Below are 22,816 nucleotides of genomic sequence, written 5' to 3'. Positions count from 1 at the left end.
AATGTCGAACTGGTACAAAATGCCGCCTAGCTTTCGGATCACCGAAGGCGAATACAAAGCCAATGTCGATGGTATCAACATCGTATTTGGCGCGGTTTTGGGATTTGTTCTGGTCGGCGGCGAAGGGTTGCCAGTGCGCGATTTCGTCGCGCTGCTCCTCCTAAGCGCGGCAGTGGTTGTGATGATCCTTTATCTGGGTCAGAGCGAATACAAATTGTTCTATGTCGTCTTGACTGCGGCAACGATCGCCGCCTTTCCCTATATCGCCGAAGATTTCTTCCAACTGGCGCGCGTGCCCAAGCTGCAACCGACCCTCGCGGTATGGGCTTTCATGGTGCTGCTCGTGGAATTGATGCCGCGCGAAAAGCCGGATACGGGCGAGGCTTGACCTAACGTCACCCTAGTAATGCGCGCATCAGTTCCCTAGCTCGGCTGCAACGCAATTACAGGAGACGGATAATGACAACGACCGGCAAACAGCTTTTCTCGACGCTTTCGGCAGACGGCAAGCTGACCCTCGAAATCAGCGAAGAGAGCTTTGCAGAGCCAACCGGCAACCAAGTGCTAGTCAAAATGGAAGGCGCGCCGATCAATCCGTCCGATCTCGCGATCCTGACCAGCGCCGCCGATTTCGACAGCGCAGAATATTCACCTGGCAAAGTTGTCGCGACCATGCCGGAGCCATTCCTTTCCGGTCAGCGCGGCCGCCACGGTCAGCGTCTGCCAGCCGGTAACGAAGGCGCAGGCACCGTTGTCGCCACCGGTGACGGCGACATGGCAAAGGCTCTGATGGGTCAGCGCGTCGCATGCGTGCCGGGCAACGCCTTCAGCCAGTATGCCATTGCCGATGCCATGATGTGCCTGCCGCTGGGCGATCACACTGCCGAAGAAGGTGCATCCAGCTTTGTGAACCCGATGACAGCCCTCGGCTTTGTCGAAACCGCGAAGATGGAAGGCCACGATGCCATCGTGCACCTCGCCGCGGCATCGAACCTTGGCCAGATGCTCAATAAGATCTGTCAGGAAGACGGCATGAAGCTCGTCAACATCGTGCGCAAGCAAGAGCATGTTGATCTGCTGAAAAGCCAAGGCGCGACATATGTCGTGAACTCGTCTGACGATGATTACATGAAGCAGCTTCGTGCAGCGATCACCGAAACCGGCGCGTTCCTCGGCTTTGATCCGATCGGCGGCGGTCAAAACACTGACCACGTTTTGAAAGCGATGGAGCAAGTGGCCTCGTCGCAAATGGATGAGTATTCACGCTACGGATCAAACCAAGACAAGAAGATGTATCAGTATGGCCGTCTGGACCTGCAGAACCCGACTATCCTGACCCCGTCATACGGTCTGCAATGGACCGTTTCGGGCTGGCTGCTCACGCCGTTCCTTGCGAAGGCTGGCATGGAAACGGTCGTAAAAATGCGCACGCGCGTTCAGCAGAACCTCGGCACGACCTTTGCCTCTAGCTACAAGGCGAAGGTCGATCTGGAAGGCATGCTGACCAAAGAAGCGATCACGGATTATCGCCAGATGAAAACCGGCGAGAAGTATCTCGTCACGCCTTGGGGCTAAACCGCCCTATCGCCTGAGAATAGAGCGGGGATGGCAGCGGCAAAGCCCGCTAGTCCATCCCCGCCCGGCGACCGACTTGGTCAAAAGCTGCGCTTTGCACGAATGCCTCAGGTTGGGGTGTTTTGAGGCTATGAGTTTTGACTAGCATAATTTGAAGGTTTGCAGTCAAGGTGGTCATCGCTCCATCGAATTATGAAGACGACATTATGTCATCGCCGCTTGAGTCGGAGTTAGGTGTGGCAACTAGTGCGAAGGCAGAAAGCGCCGAGACCACCATGATAATTGGAAAAGCGAGAAATGGCTGAGCATTGGCAAGCAAGCCGACGCCTGCCGACGCTGCAGCACCAATACCCATCTGCAAAAACCCGAGCATCGCGGCAGCTGTGCCAGCGCGTTCTGGAAAACGCTCCAACGCGATCGCCACCGCCGTTGGCATGAAAACGCCCATTCCGCTCACGAATACGACGATCGAAACATTGATCGCGTGTTTGTGCTCAATCCCGAACAGTGGGAATACCACCATCAGAATTGCCCCCATCAAGGAAATCGAGACGCCCACTTTCGCGAGATCATAAACCGCGAGCCGTCCAGCAAGTTTGCGCGTCGCGACGCTCCCTATGATAAATCCAGTTATGGCAAGCGGCGGGTACAGTCCATATTCCGTCGCGGACACTCCGAGCAGATCGATGAAGACGATTGGAGAACCCACAAAGAAGGCTGACATCGCACCGATGATAAATGCTGTCGCCAGCGCGAAGCGGAAGAATTCAGTATCAGCGAGTATCGCTCGATAGCTCTTCGCCGTTCCTGACAAACTGATTGCATCCGACTTTTTTGCCAAGGTTTCCGGAGCGTAAACAGTTGCTGCGATTAATACCAAAACACCCGCGATTGCTGCAGCTGCAAACACCGAACGCCAGCCAAGAGTATCTTGAAGCACGCCTCCCAAGAGCGGACTTAAACCAGGCGCCAGCGCGAACACGATTGTCATGAGGGCAAGCGCTTTGGCGAGTTCGGGACCTGAAAACACGTCGCGCACCATGGCGCGTGCCATCACGACGCCTGCCGCCGCGCCGATCGCCTGAATTACACGGCCAGTGAGCAGCCAGGAAACATCGCCTGCGAGCATGCACATCCCCGAGCCGAGCACGAAAAGGATCGCGCCTAACAGCAAGAGCGGGCGTCTGCCAAACCTGTCCGCGACGGGACCGTAAACCAGTTGAGCGAATGCGAACGCACCCAAATAAATGGTGTAAGTAAGAGCCGCGACCGAACCGCTGATACCGAGTTGCTCCGTTACGGCAGGCAAGGATGGAAGATATACGTTGCTTGCGAACTGCCCAAGGGCGGAGAGGATAGCGAGCAGGACGAGAAAGCCCGTCGTTTTAACGACTGCTGGCTTGCTGGTTTGCGCGGGAAATGTCTCAGATGTCATGCCTGTCCTCCGGGTAGTGGCGTCCCAGCTGTCTAACTAGCAAGCTACCCCTGATGTAGTCGGCTTTGGAGTCAAGGCGATGCGCTATGGCACCGCCCTGCTCCGAACTCGCGTGGCGAACCAGCACAGTCATGCGGCTTGCTCATAGGCGGCATCACCTTGGCTGCGACCGCGCATGATATCGAAAGCGATGATATGCGAGGCACCCGATACTGAGACACCAAACAGCGGGATCAGGATAAGGGGTAGGGTCGCGATCGACGACATTGCTGGATCGCCGATGATGGTGAAATAAAGCCCGGTCCCAACAGCAAGGATGAAGTCGAGAAACCCAACAGTGTGAAACAGGACATATTTGCGAAGTCCTTTGCTGGCGGAAAACAGCAATGGGAGTACAAGCAATCCGGCAAGCAGATCGCCCCAAGCTGCGTGACGCACAAACGTTTCTGGCAGCAGGTTTTGCGAACCATACCAGAAGAAAAGGCCAGCTGCGCCGATGCGCCACAGATGGAACGTCGTGAAATAGTCAAGCGAACGCGAGCGCAAGAAAGCGCCCAGCGAAGGGACCGTCTTATAAAGCACGACCGGCGCGATAATGCCCAGCGCCGCCAGTGGAGCGACCGCTTGCATTGGCAGCGTCTCGAACACACCCGCAAGAGTGGCCGCAGCAACCCCGGCTGCCCAAAGCGCGAGGACTACGAAGACCCTCCAGTGCCAGTATTCAAACTCCCCAGAAGGTACTGCCGCACCTTCGCTATCTTGTATATACACGTTAGAGGCCATTGTTCTTCTCCTTGATGGAACCGGGTTTGCTCAGGTGATTGCGTTAAGGGCGCTCAGGCTGCCCAGAATTGCGCTCTCATCAATCGGCAATTGTCCACGCGCACGGTCTTGAACCCGTGCCCAATCACCATAGGCGTCCTCGATCAGACGTTCGCCTTGCGCCGTAAGCAATACTTGACGCGAGCGATGCTGTTGTTCTTCTCCGATTTCGACAAGGCCGCGCCGTTCCAACGGTTGCAGATTGCGGCTCAGTGTGGAGCGCTCCAGGCCGAGCTCGTCGGCTAGTTCGGTAATTGTAGCGTCTCCGCGCGATACGGATGCGGCGACGAGAATTGAGAACTGGCTGACCTTGATGCCATGCGGTCTAAGCGCATCATCATACATGCGGCTGAGATGCCGCGCAGCGCGCCGAGCTCGGGTGGCATAGCAGGTGTTTGCAATTAATTTATCATCCATAGCGCGCCCTTTCGTGTATATGCACTAGATCAAATTGAAATCGGTGTCAACAGCAGTGCTACATCTGCAATTGGGTCGGAAGCTGACTGTCAGCTTTGAACGTTGCGGCCCGGGAAACAAGACCGTCCGCTATCAGCCCATCTGCGGTCATTTCAACCAAATGTATCGTTCGCAAGAATACCCATTGGGTTCGGCGACTGACAGCACCCTCCTACACCATCCATGCAGGAGTAATATCGCTTAGGCGGGGACAGTCGTACGCTTGTTGTTGAACACTGCCTGCCATGCCTGAATTTCGGCGAACGTTGTTTCGTCTGTCTGCCGCGCTAGCTGCGCCAACGGGGCGTAACCGAGCGCGTCGTCGCTCTGCTCAAGGTACATAACGGTGCGCTCTTGCAGCGCCTCAAGCCTGCGCGCGGTCATTTCCGAGATATCGGCGAACCGATCAAAATCCCCGAAATATCCGATCGCGGCGAGGGCACCGGCAATGGTTGGCAACGCGACTGCGCTTACCGTGAACCATTTGGCCAAGGTCGTGACCAATTCGGGAGCAATCACACCAAGCGTCGATAGTCCGAACAACACCAGATAAAGCGTTACCATTATGACAGCGAGCGCAAATAGCCTCTCGGCCAACGTTTCGATGGCGTGATGCGCGCGGTGAAGGCGCGCCGATTTGCCTTGATGGTATTCAAGCTGAGGTTGGATCGCGTGATCGAGCAACAGTCGCGCAGACGCACGCAAATACGCGCCATCCACTTTGACGTTTGGCAAACCGACACCGCGGGCGACCTGACGAGCATACCATTCCGGCCAACTGCCACGGACGCTTTGCGGCCGGCCGCCAACAGGCCGGGCCACGCCCAATGCAAGCAGGCCGGGCGCATGACGCAGATATTCGGCCAGACGCCGCGTTTCCAACCAGCGGGCATGCAAACGTGCGCGTTGTCCCGAAAGTGTGTTGACCACAATAACCAGCAGCAAAAGGAGCTCTAGCGCCGCGAAAATCCATTTGTATTCGGGCCCAGCAGTGGGAATATAAAGCAGGCCGACAAGGATCGCGAGCGGGCCGAGAGTGAAGTTCAGCACCATTCCCGACCGGAACAGGTCCGATAGACGCGATGCGATGGCGTTGGTCCATGCAAAACGGCTCAGAACATCCTCACCGATGGCGCACGTGATCCGCTCATCGCCGCCCGGAAGCGCATCGAGCGAGTCCAGCAAAGGTTGCCCGCTTCCCGTTGCGACTTCGTCAGGTGCTTCGAAGGTCTGCCGGATAGACCCGAACTTTTCGCGCCATTTGCTATGCCCAAACAGTGCCTCTACGCGGCGATAGGCGTGACTGCTTGCCGAGCTGCGGCCCCGCCACGCTTCTTTGCCAAGGGCGGCGAGCCCGGCATGGGGGCTGTCTTCATCAGGCGCAGCCAATCCAACGCTATCGCCTACCAAAGCCCGCAATTGCGCATCGCGCGACGCAGCGGTAGGCGGCGGTTTAAGAGCAAGCGCATCGGGCGTGTACACAATGCGCCATTCGTCCGGTGATGCAGGATCGATCCAGATCACCGGAACTCCAGCCGAAAGAGCAGCTATCGCAGTATGGCCTGTTCCGCCAATATTGGTGGTAGATACCCCGTCCCAAACCGCGATCAAAATGTCCGACTGCTCGATCAGGATACGGCCTGCTTGCAGTGTCCGGTCAGACGTATGGTGGAGAAAAGTGCTGAGCGCTTTCGGATCACTGGGATTATCCAGCGTGGCGAGAAAGTGATCAGCAACAATCGCATCACGCTCTGCCAATTCGAAAACTGTGGCCTTATCCAAAAGCGCTTCTATCGCAGCCGCACGCTTGCCTGTGGGCGCATCATCAGGCGCTCTACCAGCCAAGATCGCGCGTGGATCTGCAGCGGTGTCCGGATCAGCGTTGATAGCGGTATTGAGCGCCCGGCCAAATGGCAACGGAACGGTCAGCTCCCAAGCCTTTGCCAGCGCGAGCTCTGCCGCAAGATGGTCGGTCCCGTCGGCTAGCAATGTCAGCAAACGCAGCGCAGGTGGCTGTGGTTCAGTCCCGTGGACCTCACAGTCGGTCCCAGCATCTTCCAAAGCAGAGAAAATCTCCGAAAGCACCGCTGATAGCGCCGCAATGTCGGCTGGAAACGCGGGGTGCGAGCGGCGATGTCCTGTGACACCGATGGCAAGACAAGGCCTGGGCGCAGGCGGCTCAAAACCCTGTCCGGGCGATGCTGGATCGGTATTCGGCGTGATCGTTGTTCCCCCCGGGAGAAGCGGTTCGGCTTTTCATCTCAGGTGCTAACCGCACACAAAACATTCGACAAGCACAGCGTGCGTCCCGCATACTTTTGCGAACAGAGTTCGACAGGGCCGATAAGCTGCGTTATCTCATGCGTTCCGGTCGCACGGTCAAGGGTGCAGTATTTCTGCAATAGAGGGGCATATGAGCGGTCTGGATCATCCAGAACAAGTCGGAACGGCAAAGGACACTGTATTCCTCAGCTATTCGAGGGATGATCAACCCTTGGCACGCAAGGTGCTCGACCTGCTTCAGGATGCTGGCATTTCAGTGTGGTGGGATGCCATGCTCGAAGGCGGCGCACGCTACCATACAGTGACCGAGGATAAGCTTGAAACCGCAGATGCGGTTGTCGTGCTGTGGTCCAAGGTCTCCGCAGTCTCGCACTGGGTCCATGACGAAGCGACACGCGGACGCGATCGCGGGGCGCTAGTCCCCGTTTCCATCGACGGCACAGAGCCGCCATTGGGATTTCGCCAGTTTCAATGGATTACTCTGCCCGCAGACGCCGATTGGACGGCGGACACTCCGGAAATCGAAAGACTGATAAAGGCGGTCAAATTAAAGCAGGATGGCGAGCGCTCGGCACTTGCAGGACCTGCAGGCACAGAACCTTCAGGCACCGGGACGATTGCAGCACCGGCTAAAACCAGCCCTGTCATCAGCCGCCGCGCGGCTATTCTTGGCGGGGCGGCGCTCGCCGTTGGGGCAGGCGGCGTTGCCGCTTGGAGTGGCGGGCTGTTCACGGGCGGTGCAACAGACATTAAACTGGCAGTGATGCCGTTCAGTGTGATGGGGGAGCCGGGCGAAGGTTCGTATCTACTCGAAGGTTTTGCTGCGGAAATTCGTTCGCAGTTGGCACGCAATCCGTTGCTGCATGTGGCGGCAAAAACATCCTCCAATGCGTTCCGCGATACAGGCGATACCGCCGGCGCAATCAGCGGAAAGCTTAATGTGAACTATCTGCTCACCGGTGATATCCGGCGTGAGGGCGATACTCTCGCAGGCGGTGCGGAATTGATCGACGGAAATACCGACAGAGTGCTTCGAGAATTCGAGATCAAAGGTCCGATTGATAGCGTGTTCGCCATTCAATCCCAGATTGCGGCAGGTATCGTCACTTTGCTTTCAGGAGCGGATGATCGCTCAACAGCGGATGGGCTTTCGGGCGGCACGCAAAATGTCGCAGCGTATGATGCATTTCTGCGCGGGCAAGAACTCTATGATTCCGGAACAGATGAGGCGAGCGACCGTGCCGCCTTGGCCAAGTTCAACGAGGCGATCCGGCTCGATCCTGACTACGCTGCCGCTCACGCAAAGCGCGGGCGAACGCTAGCTTTGATCCAGAACCTTTATGGTGCACCGCGCGAGAGGGACGGTGCGATGAACGCTGCCGCCGAGGCCGCGCGGCGAGCGATCGCAATCGCGCCTGATTTCGCCGATGGGTACGCTGTGCTTGGCTTTATCTTTGCGACGGGTAAGCTCGATGTGGCAGGCGCGCTCACCCCGTGGAAGCAAGCGTATGAATTGGGCAAAGGGGATGCCGACATTCTCAGCCGCTATGCTATTTTCCGATCACGCATCGGCGATGATAGCGAAGCGAAAGCCGCGATAGCGCTGGCAGAATCTCTGGATCCTCTAAACGCCCGCGTGTTCCGCTATGCCGGAAACATCGCCTACAATTCGCGTGAGCCCGGGGCGGCCATACCTGAATATGAAAAAGCGTATGGCCTGAATGAGGGGCTTTCAAGCTATCACAATCTTGTCGGCTGGGCCCGGCTCACGCTTGGCGACCTAGCATCTGCCAAAACGAATTTCGAAGCCGAGACGCGGTATGTCTTCAAGAAAACCGGTCTTGCGATTGTCGAAGACAAACTTGGTAATCGCGCGGAGGCTGAGAGGCACTTTGCAGAGCTCAGAGAGCGCCAAGGCGACAAGAGCAATTACCAATACGCACAAGTCCATGCGCAGTGGGGCAATGAAGCCGAGGCGCTCGCCGCGCTGGAAGCCGCATGGGCCGCGCGTGATGCGGGTCTGGTGCAGATTTACCGCGACCCGATGCTAGACCCTCTGCGCGGAACCGAAGGATACCAACGAGCAGTCGGACGAATGGGCTTTGAGTAACCAATCAGTAGTTCCATGAAAGGATCGAATATGAAGACAAATGCAATGATCATTGGCGCAGTGAGCGCGCTCAGCCTTAGCCTTGCTGCGTGTCAGGGGCATGAGGGGTCTGATGGCGTTGAAGAACCCAAGACATCGGCAGAAGACGGCACCGGCGGCGATGACCGCGATGGTGTTGATGACCGTACTCGCGTTGATGAACGCACAGGTGTTGATGAGCGCACCGGTGTTGACGAGCGCACCGGCGTTGATGAACGCACAGGTGTTGATGAACGCACAGGTGTTGACGAGCGCACTGGCGCCGACGAGGAATGACTTATGCTTTGCGGGGCTCCAGCACGTACAAAGCGCCGGGGCCCCATAGCTTCTACTCTTTGGCGCAATCCTAAATTGTGAGGCGCCCGCCTTTACGCGCGGTTTTTAGGCGTGACCGCGCTTTTGCGATCCAATCCGCGTAGCTTTCCACCCGCATGTAAATGGCGGGTGTGTTGCCTTGCGCACATCCCTTCCCGACGGAGACAACTCCAACCAGAACCCTGCGGTTGCCCACGCGTGACGTGACCGGCCCGCCGCTATCACCATTGCAAGAATCGCTGCCCGCGATTGAGCCTCTCGCGCAAAGAATGTCCGCTGCGCTGAAACCGCCGAATCCGCGAAGCCGGGTGCAAGCGTTCGCAGGCACTGGCAGCAGAGAGAGCCCTTGCAGATAGCGCGGGTTTCGCTGGGTTGTCCCATCGGCCGCAACCGGGCCGCCCGCACCGGGCGATGCCGCGCTCATATAACCCCAGCCTGTGACGATGAGTTTGTTGTACCGTGTCGAGCGATAACGGCCGCTACCCGCCGTTGCGATCGCGGCGAGGCTGCCGCCCATACGTGCCAGATAACCGCGCGGATCATCAATCCGGATCAGCGCAATATCCGCCCTGCTTGAACTCGATTTCGCACGGCGATGTATCGCGGCAGAGTGAACCCTGAACGTCCGCCCTCCGGTTGCGATATCACGCGTGCCAAGCCGGATGCGCATCTCCTTCAAATCTGGCCGAATGCAATGCGCCGCGGTCAGAATGTAACCGCCGCCAACATATGACCCACCGCATTTGTGCGCCTTTTCAAAATTGTTGCGCGGGCTGGATGTCGAGCGATGAAACGCATCGCCTTCCCGGTACAAGAAAAGCTGAGCCTGCCATTTGGAGATACCGGCAGAGGCGGCAAACCCGTTGATTATGTAACCGTCGGATCGAATGGGTTTGAGAGCATCGACTGTGAAAGTGCGGATGTTTTGCGGCCAATCAAAATTATCGCCCGGCACGCCCCGAGTGAGCGCCGAGCACAGCGATTCCTCAATGTCTCCAACACACATATTGGCCGGTACTTGGTCGCCCCATTGAAGCTCCCAAATGGCCTGATTGATCGCATCTTCTGTCGCCATGACGATCACCTGATGCCGTCCGGGTTCTGTGAAAATCGCGCTCTGCTGAGCGGTAGCGGCAAAGGCCATCATCCGGCTATCGACTGAACTATAGCTACGCGACGTTTCCGGACCGCCAGCATTTTGCGCCGATGCAGCCTCACTTCCGGAACCGATCAATTTGCCATTGGGGTAAGCTCGGGGCTGCTGCGTGACTGGCTGCGACACACGCACGCGGTTTCCATTGTCATCCACGTATTCGGTCGGGACGTATTTGATCGGAAAGTCGGTTTCGGCTCCGTAGGCGGGGAAACGCGTCCATTGAGACAACAAATGCGAAACCTTGCCGCTCGGAGAAATCGAAATCACAGCGATATGATGCGGCTTGTCCAGTTTCGCGGCGACAGAAAAGTAATACCCCTGCCCCGCGCGCACCTCATTCCAGTCCATGCTATCTGGCATGGCGCACGATGCACCGTATCCGGCTCCTTCGCTTAAGCAGATCGAGGTGCTCGGGTAATCACCGCCGGACTGACCGATGGTTAGCAACGCTGCTCGGCGCGCCAGTGCTGAGATATGGCGATCCAGATCGGCGGCAAAACCTTCGCGGTCTGCGCGCCCCAGATCGATGGGTACAGGCACATTGGACGCCCAGGCGTTCTCAATACTGCTTTCGCGCGACGAATAGAAATGGAGTATATCCTCCAACGTCATCGCCCCTTGGCGGTTCATCCGCGGGTCGATTGCTGCGGCCTCTGCCCCGCCCATCCCTTTGATCCTGTAAAACACCAGATGCTCGGGAAACTCCGGATGCGGTGCAATCTCGTAAGTCGCTGCCGGATGATTTTCTACCGATTGCCTGTAGCCCAAAGCGGCTTCGACAATGGCAAGCTGTTCGGCATCAAGATCACTGGCCATGCGAACCCTGACGGGATGAGGCTCGTTGGGGTGCCGGTCGAAGACTTGAACAGGTTCTACTGTGTTAATGACGATATTGGGATCAGGTTCCGGAGCCAACTCGCCGGCCGCGAATTCGTCCCATGTGGGCTGGATGGCATTGCTTGAGGATGCAATATTGCCTGTGCCCGCACAGGCCGACAAGCCCATCGCCGCCGCAAGAACGAATGCATTTGGTCGCATAGCTCTATTCCCCCCAAAGCCGTAAGCCAATCTACCGCACAGAACCTCCGCCAACAAGGAACCGATGCCACGCGCACGAAGCATGGCAGCCTTAGGTGCCTAATTTGTCCATAGCGGACAGTCTGCAATCGGCACAGGTGCGCTCGTAGTTCAATGGGGGTGCCTAGATTATCTCTCGGTCACGTCTTTCGACATTGGTGCGAGCTTTGAAAGCAGTTTGTTCTGATCAGCGAAAGGAACCTTGGCCTCGCGCATCGCCTTTTGCAGGTTCTCGACCAGCGCGTTTAGATCAGCTTTCGTTGCGCCAAGGCCAGCATGCGCAGTGCGCATGTCCCGGCCTGAATAGTCGCAACCGGCTCCCAATAGGTAACAGAATTGTTCGCCAAGCGTCCGTTTAAGGCGGACCATGTCGTGCGATACGAAAATGTCAGATATCCGCGGATCAGCCTCGCTCAGTTCGACAGTGCGATCGGCGATCTTCTGAATGCCCTCGCGGCCCCCAAAGGCAGCGGGCAATTGCTCGCCTTGGAATGGTTTCGCACCCGCATTCTCATTGCTTTGTTGATAGGGCTCCACCGGAAACTCGCCTGTTTCCGGGTCGCGCACCCTTTCTTCGACACCGAATTCCTTGTCCCAATCGACATTTTCGGCAGGAGCCTGCTGCAAAAGGAAAAGTGTAAGAATGGCAGTCTTGATCAAGAGTTCATCCTCAAAAAGCCAGTTGTGCAGAGAGAAAGGCGCCGCGCTGATCTTCGAATGTAGCGATCGATCCGAGGTCTGCATAAGCAGCCGTTACCGTGATATTATCAGAAATAGCATAGGCAGCGAAAAGGTCGATCCAGTCATCCTCACCCAGGTCGAGATTGTCAGGCTTCGTACGCACTTCGGCGCCGATCACAGCACGGCGTGAAAGCTGATATGCAATAGACCCTTCGAATTGCACAGTATGCCCTTTGCCCGATGCGCTACCAAATCCCAATAAGCCTGTCTGGTTGGCATTGGTATATCGAACAGTGGCGTTCATAAGAATGCTGTGACGCAAAAACAGTTTCGTCGCGCTGATTGTGTAGTCGGTACCTTCATCATCGGCGGCGCCAACGGCACGCACGACGGGACCATCCAGATTGCGCTTGTGCTGCACACCGACGCTCACTTGTGGAAGCAATGGATCGCCATAAACCATGTCACCAAAAAGGCGAACCTTTGCGCCGAACACGTCCTGGTTGAAGACATAACCCTGGCCAAGCCCAAGCGCCTCACCCACGTCACGTGTGTCGAAGTTTTGCCGAGCATATGAAAGCTCGACCCGGTTCTTGATACCGATGGAAACACCGTGGCTCTGGAATCCGAAGTCAGGCAAGTCGATTGCAGTGATATGTGCGGATACGCCGACACCATTATCCATTTCCAGACCGGATATGGTCGCCCACGTCGCAATACCACCGCCGCTTGCGCCTTCGACCGTCGAGGCTCCATTGGTAAGGACGAGCTTGTCGCCCTCAAACCATTCGAGCTCTTCGGCTTGCGCCACCGACGCGCAAAACGCGCTCACCATGCATCCGCTTATCAGCACAATTTTTCGCATAGGCTTGGGCGTACTCAAACATGCCTAAATCGAGGTTAACTCTACGCCGAGAATTTCTTAAACTCTTACGTCTAGGCCGGTGCGGTGTTGTTTTTTAGATCCATATTAGCCTTTTGTCTGATCGGTGTTTTTACCGGCTATGCGTTGGCCGCATCATCTTCGACAAGCCTTCGGGTTCAAGTCACGGATGAGCGCGGAGTGCCTGTGCGCGACGCGGTAGTCGAACTGATGCCGGATGGCGGCTGGTCCGGTTCGATCCAGTTCCCCTGGCGAATGGCGATGGCTCAACGAAATCAGCAATTTACGCCGGGCACGTTGGTCGTCGCAAAAGGCAGCACGGTTGCTTTCCCCAATCTCGATCACGTCCGGCATTCGGTTTACAGTTTCTCAAAGCCAGCCCGGTTCGAGATTGACCTTTACGGCCGTGATCAAACGCGGTCTTACAAATTTGCCGTGGCCGGCAGCGTCAAGCTCGGCTGCAACATTCACGATAATATGCGCGGTTACATCCGCGTCACAGAGACGCCTTTTGCAGGCAAAACCGATCGTAACGGCTACATAACTCTCCGCTCAATGCCCGCAGGCAATGCCAAACTTACCGTCTGGCATCCGCGGCTGCGCGCGCCGCGCAACGAAAAGAGCTCCTCGGTTAGAATTTCTACCGGTGACCAGTCGCGCAAAGTTAAGGTACGCCTGCGGTGAGGACCGAATTGCCGAAGTTCCTAACTCTGCGATTTGGTTCGCTGCAGCTGCGTATCGCTGCGCTGTATACCGGGCTGTTCGCGCTCGTTCTGGCGGCGATTCTTGCGATTGCGGGAGGCGGTCTCTCTCGCTTTGGCGAGACGAGTGCGACCCGCGATATGCAGGCCAATGCGCGCGTTTTTAATGAGATAATTGACCTAAGAGCAAGCCAGATGCGCAGCTCATCTGATGTTCTGGCCCGTGATTTTGGCTTTCGCGAGGCGGTCGCAACGGAAGACGCTCCGACCATAAACAGCGCTCTCGTTAGCCTCAGGTCACGTTCGCGCACTGGTGCGGCATTCGTTGTTACCCTCGAAGGTGATATCATCGCTTCAGGTGAAGCAGGTATAAGCTCAAGCGATGCGCTGTGGTTCAAGCTGGATGATGGCCAGGACCAGGGTATCATGATGGTGGATGGTGAACTGTCGCTAGCCGCGGCATCGCAGATCACTGCGCCCGATTTGATCGGGTGGCTTGTCCTCGCTCAGCCGATGGATAAAACCGAACTCAATCGTCTTACAGATCTGGCAGCGATTGACCTTGAAGCGAGTGTGGAAAGTGCGTCGTCCTTGCCTGCTACTCTTCGCGACAGGCCGAACGGCGAGGTGTTCGAGTATGAACAGAGCGAGCGCCACCTTTATTACCTATCTGCATTGCCCACTTTCGACGATGAATTGTCACCGCGTTTGGTTCTGCGCCATTCATTGACAGGATCCATGGCGGAGTATTCCGGCCTGCAGTGGCTGCTTGCTATCCTTGCATTGGGCGGGATCGTTTTGGTGGTGGGCCTTAGCTGGCGTGTGGCGAAAACTATCACAGGCCCGCTGCAAAAACTGGACAAAGCGACACGTCAGATTAGCGCTGGAAACAAGGTCGACCTGGTTATCGAAACCGATGACGAAATCGGTCGGTTGGCGGGAAGCTTTAACCAGATGGTGAGCGCGATTGAGGAACGGGAACGGAAAATCGTCCATGTGGGGCTGCACGATGATCTTACCGGGCTGCCAAACCGTAAGCTGTTTCTGGAGCAACTTAACCGGGGTGTCGCACAGCTCCGGGGTACAGACCAGCTTATGGTGGTTTATGCCGATCTCGACAACTTCAAGGTTGTGAACGATACTCTCGGCCATCCGGCCGGGGACATGATGTTACGCGATGTTGCGAGCAATCTGTGCGAGATGTTGCCGGAGGCCATGATCGCCCGCTTGGGTGGTGATGAATTCGCCATTCTGATCGATGACATCGCAAGCGATACGAGCCTTGCGTCTGTGGCAGACCGGATCCAAAATTGCTTTTCGCGGACAATCGAACTCGAAGGCCAGCAAGCGGAATGCAGCGCAAGCATCGGCATCGCGGTGGCACCAAGCGATGGGAATGACGGCACCACTTTGATGAAGAATGCCGATCTCGCGCTTTACCGTGCCAAGAGCGAGGGCAAATCGACGTATCATTTCTTTGAACCCGCACTTGATCAGCAGGCCCGTGAGCGCAGGCAAACCGAACTTGATATGCGCAGCGCCCTGCGCGACGGCGATTTCGAACTGCATTATCAACCGCTCTACAGCATCGCCGAGGATCGCTTTACAGGTTTCGAGGCATTGCTGCGCTGGAACCATCCTGAACGCGGCCGGATCAGCCCGCTTGATTTTATACCTCTGGCGGAAGAAACCGGCTTGATCTTGCCGATCGGCGAATGGGTCATTCGCGAGGCATGTCGGCAAGCCGCAGAATGGCCAGAAGACGTATCGGTTGCTGTCAACATATCTCCCAAACAGTTTACCTATGCAGGTCTGACGAACACCATCCTTCAGGCGCTTTCCAGCACCGGTTTGGCGGCAAGCAGGCTGGAACTGGAAATCACGGAAAGCATCTTTATCGCTGACGTCGAAAAGACACTTTCGACCCTTCACAACCTGCGCAGCCTTGGCGTTCGTATCGCCCTGGATGATTTTGGCACTGGCTACTCCTCACTCAGCTATCTGCGATCATTTCCGTTCGACAAAGTCAAAATCGATCGCAGCTTCGTCGAAGATCTGGGACAAGGCGGGAACTCACACGCGGTGGTTCGCGCAATCACGACACTTGCCGATGCGCTCGGTATGGATACCTTGGCCGAAGGTGTTGAGATCGACGAACAACTCGAAGTGCTAAAACAAGAGGGGTGTCGTAACATTCAAGGCTATTTGTTCAGCAAACCAATGGCGGCGAGCGATGTTGCTGAGCTGTTTGAAAATAGCGCCTCGGTACAGAGTTCAAGAGTAGCCTGAGCGACGATTAGCGGGCCAAAAGAGTGCGGCGGGCCCTGACCTTTGCAAAAGACAAAGCGGACTGTGGGTAATCAGCCCGATTCAAGTCGCGGCTCAATGGCTGCAACTGGGGTGGGAAGCGGACGCGAGGGTTTTACTCAAAAAGCGAGACGACAGGATTCGAACCTGCGCGGAGCTTTTGCTCCGTAGTGCTCCTTCTATAACTTTCGCTAGGGAAGGCGGCACCCGCAATCAGCCACTCTGCCACGTCTCAGCATCCCACCTAGACAAAACTTGCCGCCATGTCAGCAACTGGGACGTAAACCGACAGTCCGCTCTCAACCGAAAAAGAGCCGCAGCGGACATCACCGGCGATCAAATTGAATCTGGATCGCGCCGGGCTCTGAAATGCCAGCCGCGATCAGCAATTGCAGTAGGATGCGCGCTTTTGCGGGGCCTAAAGCACGCGCGGCGACAAATCCGTTTGCATCGTCCTCCGGCTCGCGATCGACCAACCCTTCGCCCAAACGGCTGGCGCGGACGATGCTCAGGCTTTCATTGCACAGCTCAAATAGCCGCTGACGCACCGGATCGGGCATATTGCCCTCTCCCACTCCGCACACGATGATCCCGCGCGTTTCTGGCGTAACCAGCCGGTCCACATAATCGGGTGTGATGCCCGCATGGATGAACAGCACCGGCACATCCGGCAGATCAGTGCGGAAATCGAACCGCGCACTCTCATCGCTGCGCCATGGCGCTCCGAACCAGTCGAGCGCGCTTGGCGTGACCAGACCCACCGCATCGCGCGGGAAGCCTGCAAATGCATCGGTCCCGCGTGTGCGGTTTTTGCGGATATCGCGCGACGCAAACACCCGGTCTCCCATTACGACCAAGACGCCCCGCCCTGCGGCTTGGGGATCGCTCGCGACGCGCATAGCGTTGGCGAAATTTCGTAGGCCATCATAGCCCACTGCCGTCGCTGGACGCATCGCCCCGACCAACACCACCGGCTTGGTCGTTGGCAGAGTCACATCAAGCATGAACGCGGTTTCTTCGACTGTATCGGTACCGTGGGTAATGATGATCCCGTCGCATGACGGATCAGAGATCGCGGCGGCGGTCGCTTTGTGCAGATCGGACCAGATTTCCGGCGACATATCTTCCGAGCCAATATTGGCGATCTGCTTTCCCGTCAGGTTCGCTTCGATCCCGAGCTCTTCGACTCGGCTCAAAAAGTCATCAATGCCGATTTGTCCGGGCCGGTAATCGTGGCGCGTCGCCGAATCGGCAGCGCCAGCAATGGTGCCACCAGTGGCCAAAACGAGGAGATTTTGGGTGCTCATAGGGTGCGCCTTTACCCGTGAAGTGCATTTTCCACCACATCAGCGATTGATTTTGAATCTTTTGCCGCTAGATAGCGCTCTCTCGCTCAGCTATGAGCAAGACAACGTGGGGCGATTAGCTCAGTTGGTAGAGCATCTCGTTTACACCGAGAGGGTCGGCAGTTCGAGCCTGTCATCGCCCACCACGTGTCCCTGGAATTTCGGCATTCAGCGCTTGGCTATTCGGCCAGCGCCTCCCGGATTGCCGCAATCGCTTCTTCTGAATCCCATTCATATCCGCCCGCAACGCGCAGCAATTCCTTGCCGTCGGCGTCGAAAAGAATTGTGACCGGCATCAACCCTTCGGGATTGAGCGCCTGATTGAGCTGCGCATCGGGATCAAGCCATTGTTCGAGATTGGCAAATTCGCGCTGGGCAAAGAACGGCGCGACCACTTCGGCCCCGCGCACGTCCTGACTTACAGTGAGCACCTTAACTTCGCCGTCCAGCTCCGTCCCGAGTGCGTCCAGCGTCGGCATTTCGATCACGCAAGGAGCGCACCATGTCGCCCAGAGATTTAACACCACAGGCGTACCTTTGAGGTCTGCGGTGTTCAACTGCGCACCTGATGGGTCGCTGAATGTCAGTTCCGGCAGCTGCGTACCCGCCTTGAAACGCACGATCTGCCCCGGCAAAGGCGGCGGCGGGGTGTAGCTTGGACCAACAGCGTCTTCCGCCCGTTGCGAAAGATCTTCCGGCCTACTATCGCAGCCGACAAGAACAAACGCCGATGCGGCGAGAACAAGCAAAGACCGGATCATGAGCGAGACCTCCAACATTTCCAGCACGAAGCCCAACACCCAATCGAACACAATGTGGGGCGGCCGGTTCGCAGACGGGCCTAGCGCGATCATGCGGGAAATCAACGCCTCGATCCCGTTCGACAAGGCATTGTGGCGGCAGGATATCGCCGGGTCACTGGCCCATGTCGCCATGCTCGCAAAGCAAGGGATCGTCAGCGAAGCCGACGCCAATGCGATCCATGACGGCCTGAACCAGGTCGCCGTTGAATACGAAAAAGACGGTGTTCCAGAGGATTGGGACCTCGAAGACATTCACATGACGACAGAGGCTCGGCTTGCTGAAATCGTCGGCGCTGCTGCGGGCCGTTTGCACACAGCGCGCAGTCGCAATGATCAGGTCGCAACCGATTTTCGGCTTTGGGTGCGGGAGGCGCTGGACGATATGGATGCCGGCCTTGCCGCGCTCCAACGCGCGCTGGTGACCCGCGCAGACGAGCATGCGGACAGCATCATGCCGGGCTTTACCCACCTCCAAACCGCGCAGCCGGTGACACTCGGCCATCATCTGCTCGCCTATTACGAGATGATCAGGCGTGATCGTTCGCGGATCGCAGATTCGCGCGTGCGGCTCAATGAAAGCCCGCTCGGTAGTGCTGCGCTGGCAGGCACCGGCTTTCCGATTGATCGCAACATGACGGCATCGGCTCTTGGTTTTGACCGGCCAACCGCAAACTCGCTCGATGCCGTGTCGGACCGCGATTTCGCGCTGGATTACCTTTACGCAGCCAGCACCTGCGCACTGCATTTGTCGCGTCTGGCAGAGGAAATGATTATCTGGGCCAGCCAGCCATATGGCTTTGTCCGCATGCCCGACACACTTTCCACCGGCAGCTCAATCATGCCGCAAAAGAAAAACCCCGATGCCGCAGAGCTTGTGCGCGGCCATGCCGGACGCGTGATAGGGTGCAGCACCGCTCTGATGATCACTATGAAGGGCCTCCCGCTCGCCTATTCCAAGGATATGCAGGACGACAAACCGCCTGTGTTTGAGGCAGCGGGCCTGATGGCGCTCAGCATCGCCGCAATGACTGGGATGGTGGCAGACAGCACATTCAAGACGCAGCGGATGCGCGAAGCAGCGGAGCTTGGTTATGCGACCGCGACCGACCTTGCCGATTGGCTGGTGACCGAAGCCGACATTCCGTTCCGCGAGGCGCACCACATCACCGGCACAGCTGTGAAACTAGCGGAATCCCGCGGCGTCGCTCTGGATGAACTGCCCTTGGCCGAGCTTAAAGCCATCGACGAACGTATTGACGAACGCGTCTTCAAGGCGCTGAGTGTTGATGCATCTGTTGCTGCGCGATCCAGCTATGGCGGAACCGCTCCGGCGCAGGTACGTAACCAAGTACAGCGAGCGCGCGAACAGTTGGGTATGGTTTGATGATGGCACGGTTTGGAATCTGTCTTGGATTGGGTCTGGCGCTTGGCGCCTGCGGCACAGTCGCGCCGCTTGCCCCGCCCGAAGGCGCAAACCTGCCCCCTGCCCCTTTTGGCGCGACCGAGAAACCTGCCACCGATGAATTGCTCGAACTTGACGCGCTAGCCGCCCCTGAACGCAGCGTGGAATTGCGCCGCCGTTCCGAAGAGCGCGGCGATGACCCTTTCGATCTCCCTCCTGAATAAGCGCCCCGCCCTATGGATCATTTCGCACTAAAAGACGGCGTCATGCACGCCGAGGACGTTCCGCTGCCGCGCATCGCAGACGAAGTCGGTACGCCCGTCTATGTCTATTCACGCGCTACGTTGGAGCGGCACGCACGCGTATTTCGCGAGGCATTGGACGCTGTCCCGGACAAGCTGATCGCCTTTGCTGTGAAGGCCAACCCGAACCTTGCCGTGCTGAAGGTGTTGCAAAAAGAGGGATACGGCGCGGATTGTGTCTCCGTGGGCGAAATGCGCCGTGCGCTTGCCGCCGGTATCGCGCCGGAAAAGATCGTGTTTTCAGGCGTCGGCAAAACTGCTGCCGAACTCGTCGCCGCTTTGGAAGCGGGCATCGGCCAGTTTAACATTGAAAGCGAAGAAGAGGGCCTAGAGCTCGCCGAGATCGCTGCCGGGATGGGCCTTACCGCGCAATGTGCGCTGCGGATTAATCCCGATGTCGATGCGGGCACGCATGACAAGATTTCCACCGGTAAGGCCGACAACAAATTCGGTGTACCGATTGATCAGGCAGGTCAGATTTTTGGCAAACTCGCCTCGCATGACAGCGTGAACCTGCGCGGTGTCGCGGTGCATATTGGCAGCCAGCTTGCCGAAACTGCCCCGCTGGAGCGCGCGTTTGAGAAGCTTGGCGCGCTGGTGAAGGCGCTGCGCGGCGCGGGCCACACTATCACCCATGTCGATTTGGGCGGCGGGCTTGGCGTGCCATACCGCAAAGGCGAAGTGCTGCCTGCACCCGCCGATTATGGCGCAATGGTCGCGCGCGTCACAAAGGATTGGGGCGTGGCGCTGATCTTCGAACCAGGCCGCGTGATTGCCGGCAATGCTGGTGTATTGCTGACCCGCGTTGTTCGCGTGAAGCGCGGTCTCAACCATCCGTTCGTGATTGTCGATGCCGCGATGAACGATCTTGCCCGCCCAGCCCTTTACGGCGCATATCACCATTTCGAAGCGGTCGAGCCGACCGGCGCGGAAATGACGGCTAACATCGTTGGCCCGATCTGCGAGACTGGCGACACCTTTGCGATGGGCCGCGAATGCGACGCTCTGACCAGCGGAGAGCTTGCCGTTTTCCGCACGGCAGGCGCGTACGGCGCGACAATGGCCTCCAGCTACAATTCGCGCGGGTTTGTCGCCGAGGTGCTGGTCGATGGAGACAAATTCGCCGTTGTCGCCGACAGAATCGATGCCGGATCAATTATGGACGCGGAACGGGTTCCGGACTGGCTTGCATGACACGTGCAGCGCCTGAACTCGGAAGCCTGCCGCTGTTCCACCAGATTACTGGGCAACAGGTGCTGGTTCTGGGCGAAGGCGATACAGCCGAACCAAAACGGCGACTTGTCGAGCGCGCAGGCGGTGTCATCGTTGATGATATACAGCGCGCTGTAGATGAAGGCGTGCGCATCGCATTTGTCGCTTACGAAGATGCGAAGGCTTGTGAGGCCGCGGCGATCAATCTTCGCTGCGCCGGTATGCTAGTGAACGTCGTGGACCGGCCTGAACTGTGCGATTTTACCACGCCGAGCATACTGGACCGCAATCCGCTGTTGATCGCAGTGGGTACAGGAGGAGCCTCTGCTGGGCTCGCCAAGCATATCCGCTTACGGCTTGAGAGGATTTTGCCGGACACTCTTGGAAAACTCGCCAGCGCACTGTTTGGGGCACGGGTCGATTTGCGATTGAGCTATCCCGATGGAGGCGACCGCCGGCGCGCCGTGGATGAGGCTTTGCGTGAAGGCGGCACTCTCGATCCGTTTGGCCCTGCATCACATGAAAGGGTGAATGAGTGGTCAAAGCAGGCTGCCTCCGATGTTCCCGCACGGGTGGAAGAGTTCGCACTAACAGGCGCTGATCCCGATGACCTGACAATCAAGCAAGCCCGGCTTCTCGGCGAAGCAGATGTTGTCTGCGCCAGCGGCGATGTGCCTGCAGGGATACTTGCCCGCGCTCGCGCTGATGCCGTGCGTGTCACGTGTTCAGGTCCAGCCTGCAAAACGAACCGCAAAGATGGAGCAGCGCCCGATTGCGTCACACTGCATAGCAAAAGCCGCTTAACTGTTATCCTGCGCTATCATCAGTAGCCAGAAATGTGGGTCACGCAGCGTGAGCCAAAGGCACATCAACCTCGGCAAAATAGCGAGCCATCCCCTCAAGCGATTGGTCACTTAGAGCGATAAAGGCACGGCGTTTGTCAGCCGGATCTGCGACCCGTTCAAACACGCCCGTTTCGACCAATTGCTTAATCCAGCGCAATGCCGTGGTCGCAGGAACCGCAGCAGCGATACACAGCGATGTGACGCTAACACGCTGATGCTCTGCATGTGCAGCCGTCAGATCGAGCAGCATATCCCACGCCGGATCGGCAAACAGTTCCTCATCGAAAAAGCGGGAGCGCGCCTGACGACTGGCGATAATCTGGCGCACGATGGAAGGGTCAGGCAGTGGGTACCGCGCCATCCCGTGACCAGTCGACACCGTTTCACCTTTCCCGCGAAAACTATGACTAAAATCGGAAAGCCGCTCTGGCGCGCTGTCATCGGCGAATGAAATCTGATCGAGTTGCTGCGCGATCGCGTCCACTTGCTGTGAGAGACGCAGAAGAGCGATCCTGTCCTCTTCGGTCATTTCACGCACACGTTCATTCGACACATCAGCAAGCACCCTGCCCACTGCGACCACACGTTCTGCGCGGCTAGGCTCAACCAAGATCTGCGGGTGAGACTGATCAAGGGCCGCGAACACATCGTCCAGCGCATTCAAAGAGGTTGCAACAATCAGCTGCGCACCTGAACGCGATACCCGCATATCGAGCCTGCTAAGTGCTGCCATGCCAGCTGCGTCAATAACGGGACAATCTACCATCACCACATCACCAAGCAGCGTCAGAGGCCCCTCCAGGAGGTCAGCAAGCGCCCCGCCCTGCGTGCATCGGAATCCCGCACCGGTCAGGTCTTGAGCAATCTGGGAACGGGTTGTCCCACGATCCGCGAAAATTGCCACTCTCGCTGGAAGACCAGCCGCGTCGTGCGCGCCATCATATGAAAAATCTTGAGTGGTGTATTCAGCCTGGACCATCGAATCGACTCCCGAAATGAAGAACGAGAGTAGAACAAATCAGGATCAGGTCAAGATAATCGGCGATTTTTCGAGTTTTGAACGGGC

20 protein-coding genes and 2 tRNA genes are annotated in these 22,816 nt (G+C 57.4%); 11 read left to right on the top strand and 11 right to left on the bottom strand.

Translation table 11 applies throughout. From position 1 onward, the window contains the following. The first annotated feature begins 1 nt into the window (after position 1). Positions 2-388, top strand: coding sequence for a hypothetical protein (locus tag KCG46_RS07445; protein ID WP_218404633.1), 387 nt, complete (start codon positions 2-4; stop codon positions 386-388). Positions 389-459: 71 nt separating this feature from the next. Further along, complete coding sequence (locus KCG46_RS07440) at positions 460-1,575, top strand: zinc-binding dehydrogenase (protein ID WP_218404632.1); 1,116 nt, start codon at positions 460-462, stop codon at positions 1,573-1,575. A 190-nt stretch (positions 1,576-1,765) separates the two neighbouring features. Here the strand turns inward: KCG46_RS07440 and KCG46_RS07435 are convergent, their stop codons facing one another. The 4 genes from KCG46_RS07435 to KCG46_RS07420 all read right to left on the bottom strand — a co-directional run bounded on the left by KCG46_RS07435 (position 1,766) and on the right by KCG46_RS07420 (position 6,373). Beyond that, complete coding sequence (locus tag KCG46_RS07435) at positions 1,766-3,010, bottom strand: multidrug effflux MFS transporter (protein WP_218404631.1); 1,245 nt, start codon at positions 3,008-3,010, stop codon at positions 1,766-1,768. Between the two features lie 129 nt (positions 3,011-3,139). Beyond that, entirely contained in the window at positions 3,140-3,793 is a 654-nt protein-coding gene (locus tag KCG46_RS07430; RefSeq protein ID WP_218404630.1) for a DUF8737 domain-containing protein, read from the bottom strand. Between the two features lie 30 nt (positions 3,794-3,823). Beyond that, positions 3,824-4,249: a MarR family winged helix-turn-helix transcriptional regulator gene (locus KCG46_RS07425; protein ID WP_218404629.1), complete on the bottom strand. Its 426-nt coding sequence runs from the start codon at positions 4,247-4,249 to the stop codon at positions 3,824-3,826. A gap of 240 nt (positions 4,250-4,489) precedes the next feature. Then, positions 4,490-6,373, bottom strand: coding sequence for a hypothetical protein (locus KCG46_RS07420; protein WP_218404628.1), 1,884 nt, complete (start codon positions 6,371-6,373; stop codon positions 4,490-4,492). 328 nt (positions 6,374-6,701) lie between these two features. Here KCG46_RS07420 and KCG46_RS07415 point away from each other — a divergent pair, with 328 nt between their 5' ends. Together KCG46_RS07415 and KCG46_RS12645 are read left to right on the top strand one after the other, a co-directional pair. Next, positions 6,702-8,681 (top strand): TIR domain-containing protein, encoded by a 1,980-nt coding sequence (locus tag KCG46_RS07415; RefSeq protein WP_218404627.1) that lies wholly within the window; start codon positions 6,702-6,704, stop codon positions 8,679-8,681. Positions 8,682-8,711: 30 nt separating this feature from the next. Then, positions 8,712-8,996 (top strand): hypothetical protein, encoded by a 285-nt coding sequence (locus tag KCG46_RS12645; protein WP_255551820.1) that lies wholly within the window; start codon positions 8,712-8,714, stop codon positions 8,994-8,996. Positions 8,997-9,066: 70 nt separating this feature from the next. On the opposite strand, the gene KCG46_RS07405 is transcribed toward KCG46_RS12645, so the two are convergent. The 3 genes from KCG46_RS07405 to KCG46_RS07395 form a co-directional block, all read right to left on the bottom strand. Next, positions 9,067-11,229, bottom strand: coding sequence for a serine protease (locus KCG46_RS07405; protein WP_218404625.1), 2,163 nt, complete (start codon positions 11,227-11,229; stop codon positions 9,067-9,069). Between the two features lie 168 nt (positions 11,230-11,397). Further along, the gene (locus KCG46_RS07400) at positions 11,398-11,928 is read right to left on the bottom strand and encodes a group I truncated hemoglobin (RefSeq protein ID WP_255551819.1); all 531 of its coding nucleotides are present in this window, start codon (positions 11,926-11,928) and stop codon (positions 11,398-11,400) included. Positions 11,929-11,938: 10 nt separating this feature from the next. Further along, on the bottom strand, positions 11,939-12,784 hold the full coding sequence (locus KCG46_RS07395) for a DUF3034 family protein (RefSeq protein WP_255551818.1): 846 nt from the start codon (positions 12,782-12,784) through the stop codon (positions 11,939-11,941). A gap of 114 nt (positions 12,785-12,898) precedes the next feature. On the opposite strand from KCG46_RS07395, the gene KCG46_RS07390 reads away from it, so the two are divergent. Both KCG46_RS07390 and KCG46_RS07385 read left to right on the top strand, forming a co-directional pair. Continuing rightward, complete coding sequence (locus KCG46_RS07390; protein ID WP_218404622.1) at positions 12,899-13,516, top strand: cupredoxin domain-containing protein; 618 nt, start codon at positions 12,899-12,901, stop codon at positions 13,514-13,516. Further along, positions 13,513-15,822, top strand: coding sequence for a putative bifunctional diguanylate cyclase/phosphodiesterase (locus tag KCG46_RS07385; protein WP_218404621.1), 2,310 nt, complete (start codon positions 13,513-13,515; stop codon positions 15,820-15,822). Before KCG46_RS07390 ends, KCG46_RS07385 begins: the two co-directional genes overlap by 4 nt. 144 nt (positions 15,823-15,966) lie before the next feature. Here KCG46_RS07385 and KCG46_RS07380 read toward each other — a convergent pair. Both KCG46_RS07380 and KCG46_RS07375 read right to left on the bottom strand, forming a co-directional pair. Continuing rightward, positions 15,967-16,075, bottom strand: a tRNA-OTHER gene (locus KCG46_RS07380). Positions 16,076-16,166: 91 nt separating this feature from the next. After that, a complete protein-coding gene (locus tag KCG46_RS07375) occupies positions 16,167-17,147 on the bottom strand; it encodes an asparaginase (protein ID WP_218404620.1) in 981 nt (326 codons plus the stop codon). 109 nt (positions 17,148-17,256) lie between these two features. Here KCG46_RS07375 and KCG46_RS07370 point away from each other — a divergent pair. Beyond that, positions 17,257-17,332, top strand: a tRNA-Val gene (locus KCG46_RS07370). Between the two features lie 33 nt (positions 17,333-17,365). On the opposite strand, the gene KCG46_RS07365 is transcribed toward KCG46_RS07370, so the two are convergent. Further along, the gene (locus KCG46_RS07365) at positions 17,366-17,947 is read right to left on the bottom strand and encodes a TlpA family protein disulfide reductase (protein WP_218404619.1); all 582 of its coding nucleotides are present in this window, start codon (positions 17,945-17,947) and stop codon (positions 17,366-17,368) included. 52 nt (positions 17,948-17,999) lie between these two features. Here KCG46_RS07365 and argH point away from each other — a divergent pair, with 52 nt between their 5' ends. Genes argH through KCG46_RS07345 form a run of 4 tightly spaced genes read left to right on the top strand, consistent with a single transcriptional unit; the run spans position 18,000 to position 21,735 of the window. Then, a complete protein-coding gene (gene argH, locus KCG46_RS07360) occupies positions 18,000-19,373 on the top strand; it encodes an argininosuccinate lyase (protein ID WP_218405361.1) in 1,374 nt (457 codons plus the stop codon). A 2-nt stretch (positions 19,374-19,375) separates the two neighbouring features. Next, positions 19,376-19,615, top strand: coding sequence for a hypothetical protein (locus KCG46_RS07355; protein ID WP_218405360.1), 240 nt, complete (start codon positions 19,376-19,378; stop codon positions 19,613-19,615). A 12-nt stretch (positions 19,616-19,627) separates the two neighbouring features. After that, positions 19,628-20,887 carry a diaminopimelate decarboxylase gene (gene lysA, locus KCG46_RS07350; protein WP_218404618.1) on the top strand — a complete coding sequence of 420 codons (1,260 nt, stop codon included), beginning with the start codon at positions 19,628-19,630 and terminating at the stop codon, positions 20,885-20,887. Further along, entirely contained in the window at positions 20,884-21,735 is an 852-nt protein-coding gene (locus KCG46_RS07345) for a precorrin-2 dehydrogenase/sirohydrochlorin ferrochelatase family protein (RefSeq protein ID WP_218404617.1), read from the top strand. Before lysA ends, KCG46_RS07345 begins: the two co-directional genes overlap by 4 nt. A gap of 13 nt (positions 21,736-21,748) precedes the next feature. Here the strand turns inward: KCG46_RS07345 and KCG46_RS07340 are convergent, their stop codons facing one another. Next, positions 21,749-22,729: a winged helix DNA-binding protein gene (locus KCG46_RS07340; protein WP_218404616.1), complete on the bottom strand. Its 981-nt coding sequence runs from the start codon at positions 22,727-22,729 to the stop codon at positions 21,749-21,751. Between the last annotated feature and the right edge of the window lie 87 nt (positions 22,730-22,816).

The sequence above is a fragment of the Erythrobacter crassostreae genome (assembly GCF_019204045.1).
GTDB lineage: Bacteria > Pseudomonadota > Alphaproteobacteria > Sphingomonadales > Sphingomonadaceae > Erythrobacter > Erythrobacter crassostreae.
The sequence above is the reverse complement of the archived record's forward strand: the minus strand, read 5'-3'. Positions and strand labels throughout refer to the sequence as shown.

Bases quoted from the DNA above. Each gene is read 5' to 3' on its own strand.
- KCG46_RS07445 (WP_218404633.1), top strand. From the start codon at position 2: ATGTCGAACTGGTACAAAATGCCGCCTAGCTTTCGGATCACCGAAGGC.
- KCG46_RS07440 (WP_218404632.1), top strand. From the start codon at position 460: ATGACAACGACCGGCAAACAGCTTTTCTCGACGCTTTCGGCAGACGGC.
- KCG46_RS07435 (WP_218404631.1), bottom strand. From the start codon at position 3,010: ATGACATCTGAGACATTTCCCGCGCAAACCAGCAAGCCAGCAGTCGTT.
- KCG46_RS07430 (WP_218404630.1), bottom strand. From the start codon at position 3,793: ATGGCCTCTAACGTGTATATACAAGATAGCGAAGGTGCGGCAGTACCT.
- KCG46_RS07425 (WP_218404629.1), bottom strand. From the start codon at position 4,249: ATGGATGATAAATTAATTGCAAACACCTGCTATGCCACCCGAGCTCGG.
- KCG46_RS07415 (WP_218404627.1), top strand. From the start codon at position 6,702: ATGAGCGGTCTGGATCATCCAGAACAAGTCGGAACGGCAAAGGACACT.
- KCG46_RS12645 (WP_255551820.1), top strand. From the start codon at position 8,712: ATGAAGACAAATGCAATGATCATTGGCGCAGTGAGCGCGCTCAGCCTT.
- KCG46_RS07405 (WP_218404625.1), bottom strand. From the start codon at position 11,229: ATGCGACCAAATGCATTCGTTCTTGCGGCGGCGATGGGCTTGTCGGCC.
- KCG46_RS07395 (WP_255551818.1), bottom strand. From the start codon at position 12,784: ATGGTGAGCGCGTTTTGCGCGTCGGTGGCGCAAGCCGAAGAGCTCGAA.
- KCG46_RS07375 (WP_218404620.1), bottom strand. From the start codon at position 17,147: ATGAGCACCCAAAATCTCCTCGTTTTGGCCACTGGTGGCACCATTGCT.
- KCG46_RS07365 (WP_218404619.1), bottom strand. From the start codon at position 17,947: ATGATCCGGTCTTTGCTTGTTCTCGCCGCATCGGCGTTTGTTCTTGTC.
- argH (WP_218405361.1), top strand. From the start codon at position 18,000: ATGTGGGGCGGCCGGTTCGCAGACGGGCCTAGCGCGATCATGCGGGAA.
- KCG46_RS07355 (WP_218405360.1), top strand. From the start codon at position 19,376: ATGGCACGGTTTGGAATCTGTCTTGGATTGGGTCTGGCGCTTGGCGCC.
- lysA (WP_218404618.1), top strand. From the start codon at position 19,628: ATGGATCATTTCGCACTAAAAGACGGCGTCATGCACGCCGAGGACGTT.
- KCG46_RS07345 (WP_218404617.1), top strand. From the start codon at position 20,884: ATGACACGTGCAGCGCCTGAACTCGGAAGCCTGCCGCTGTTCCACCAG.
- KCG46_RS07340 (WP_218404616.1), bottom strand. From the start codon at position 22,729: ATGGTCCAGGCTGAATACACCACTCAAGATTTTTCATATGATGGCGCG.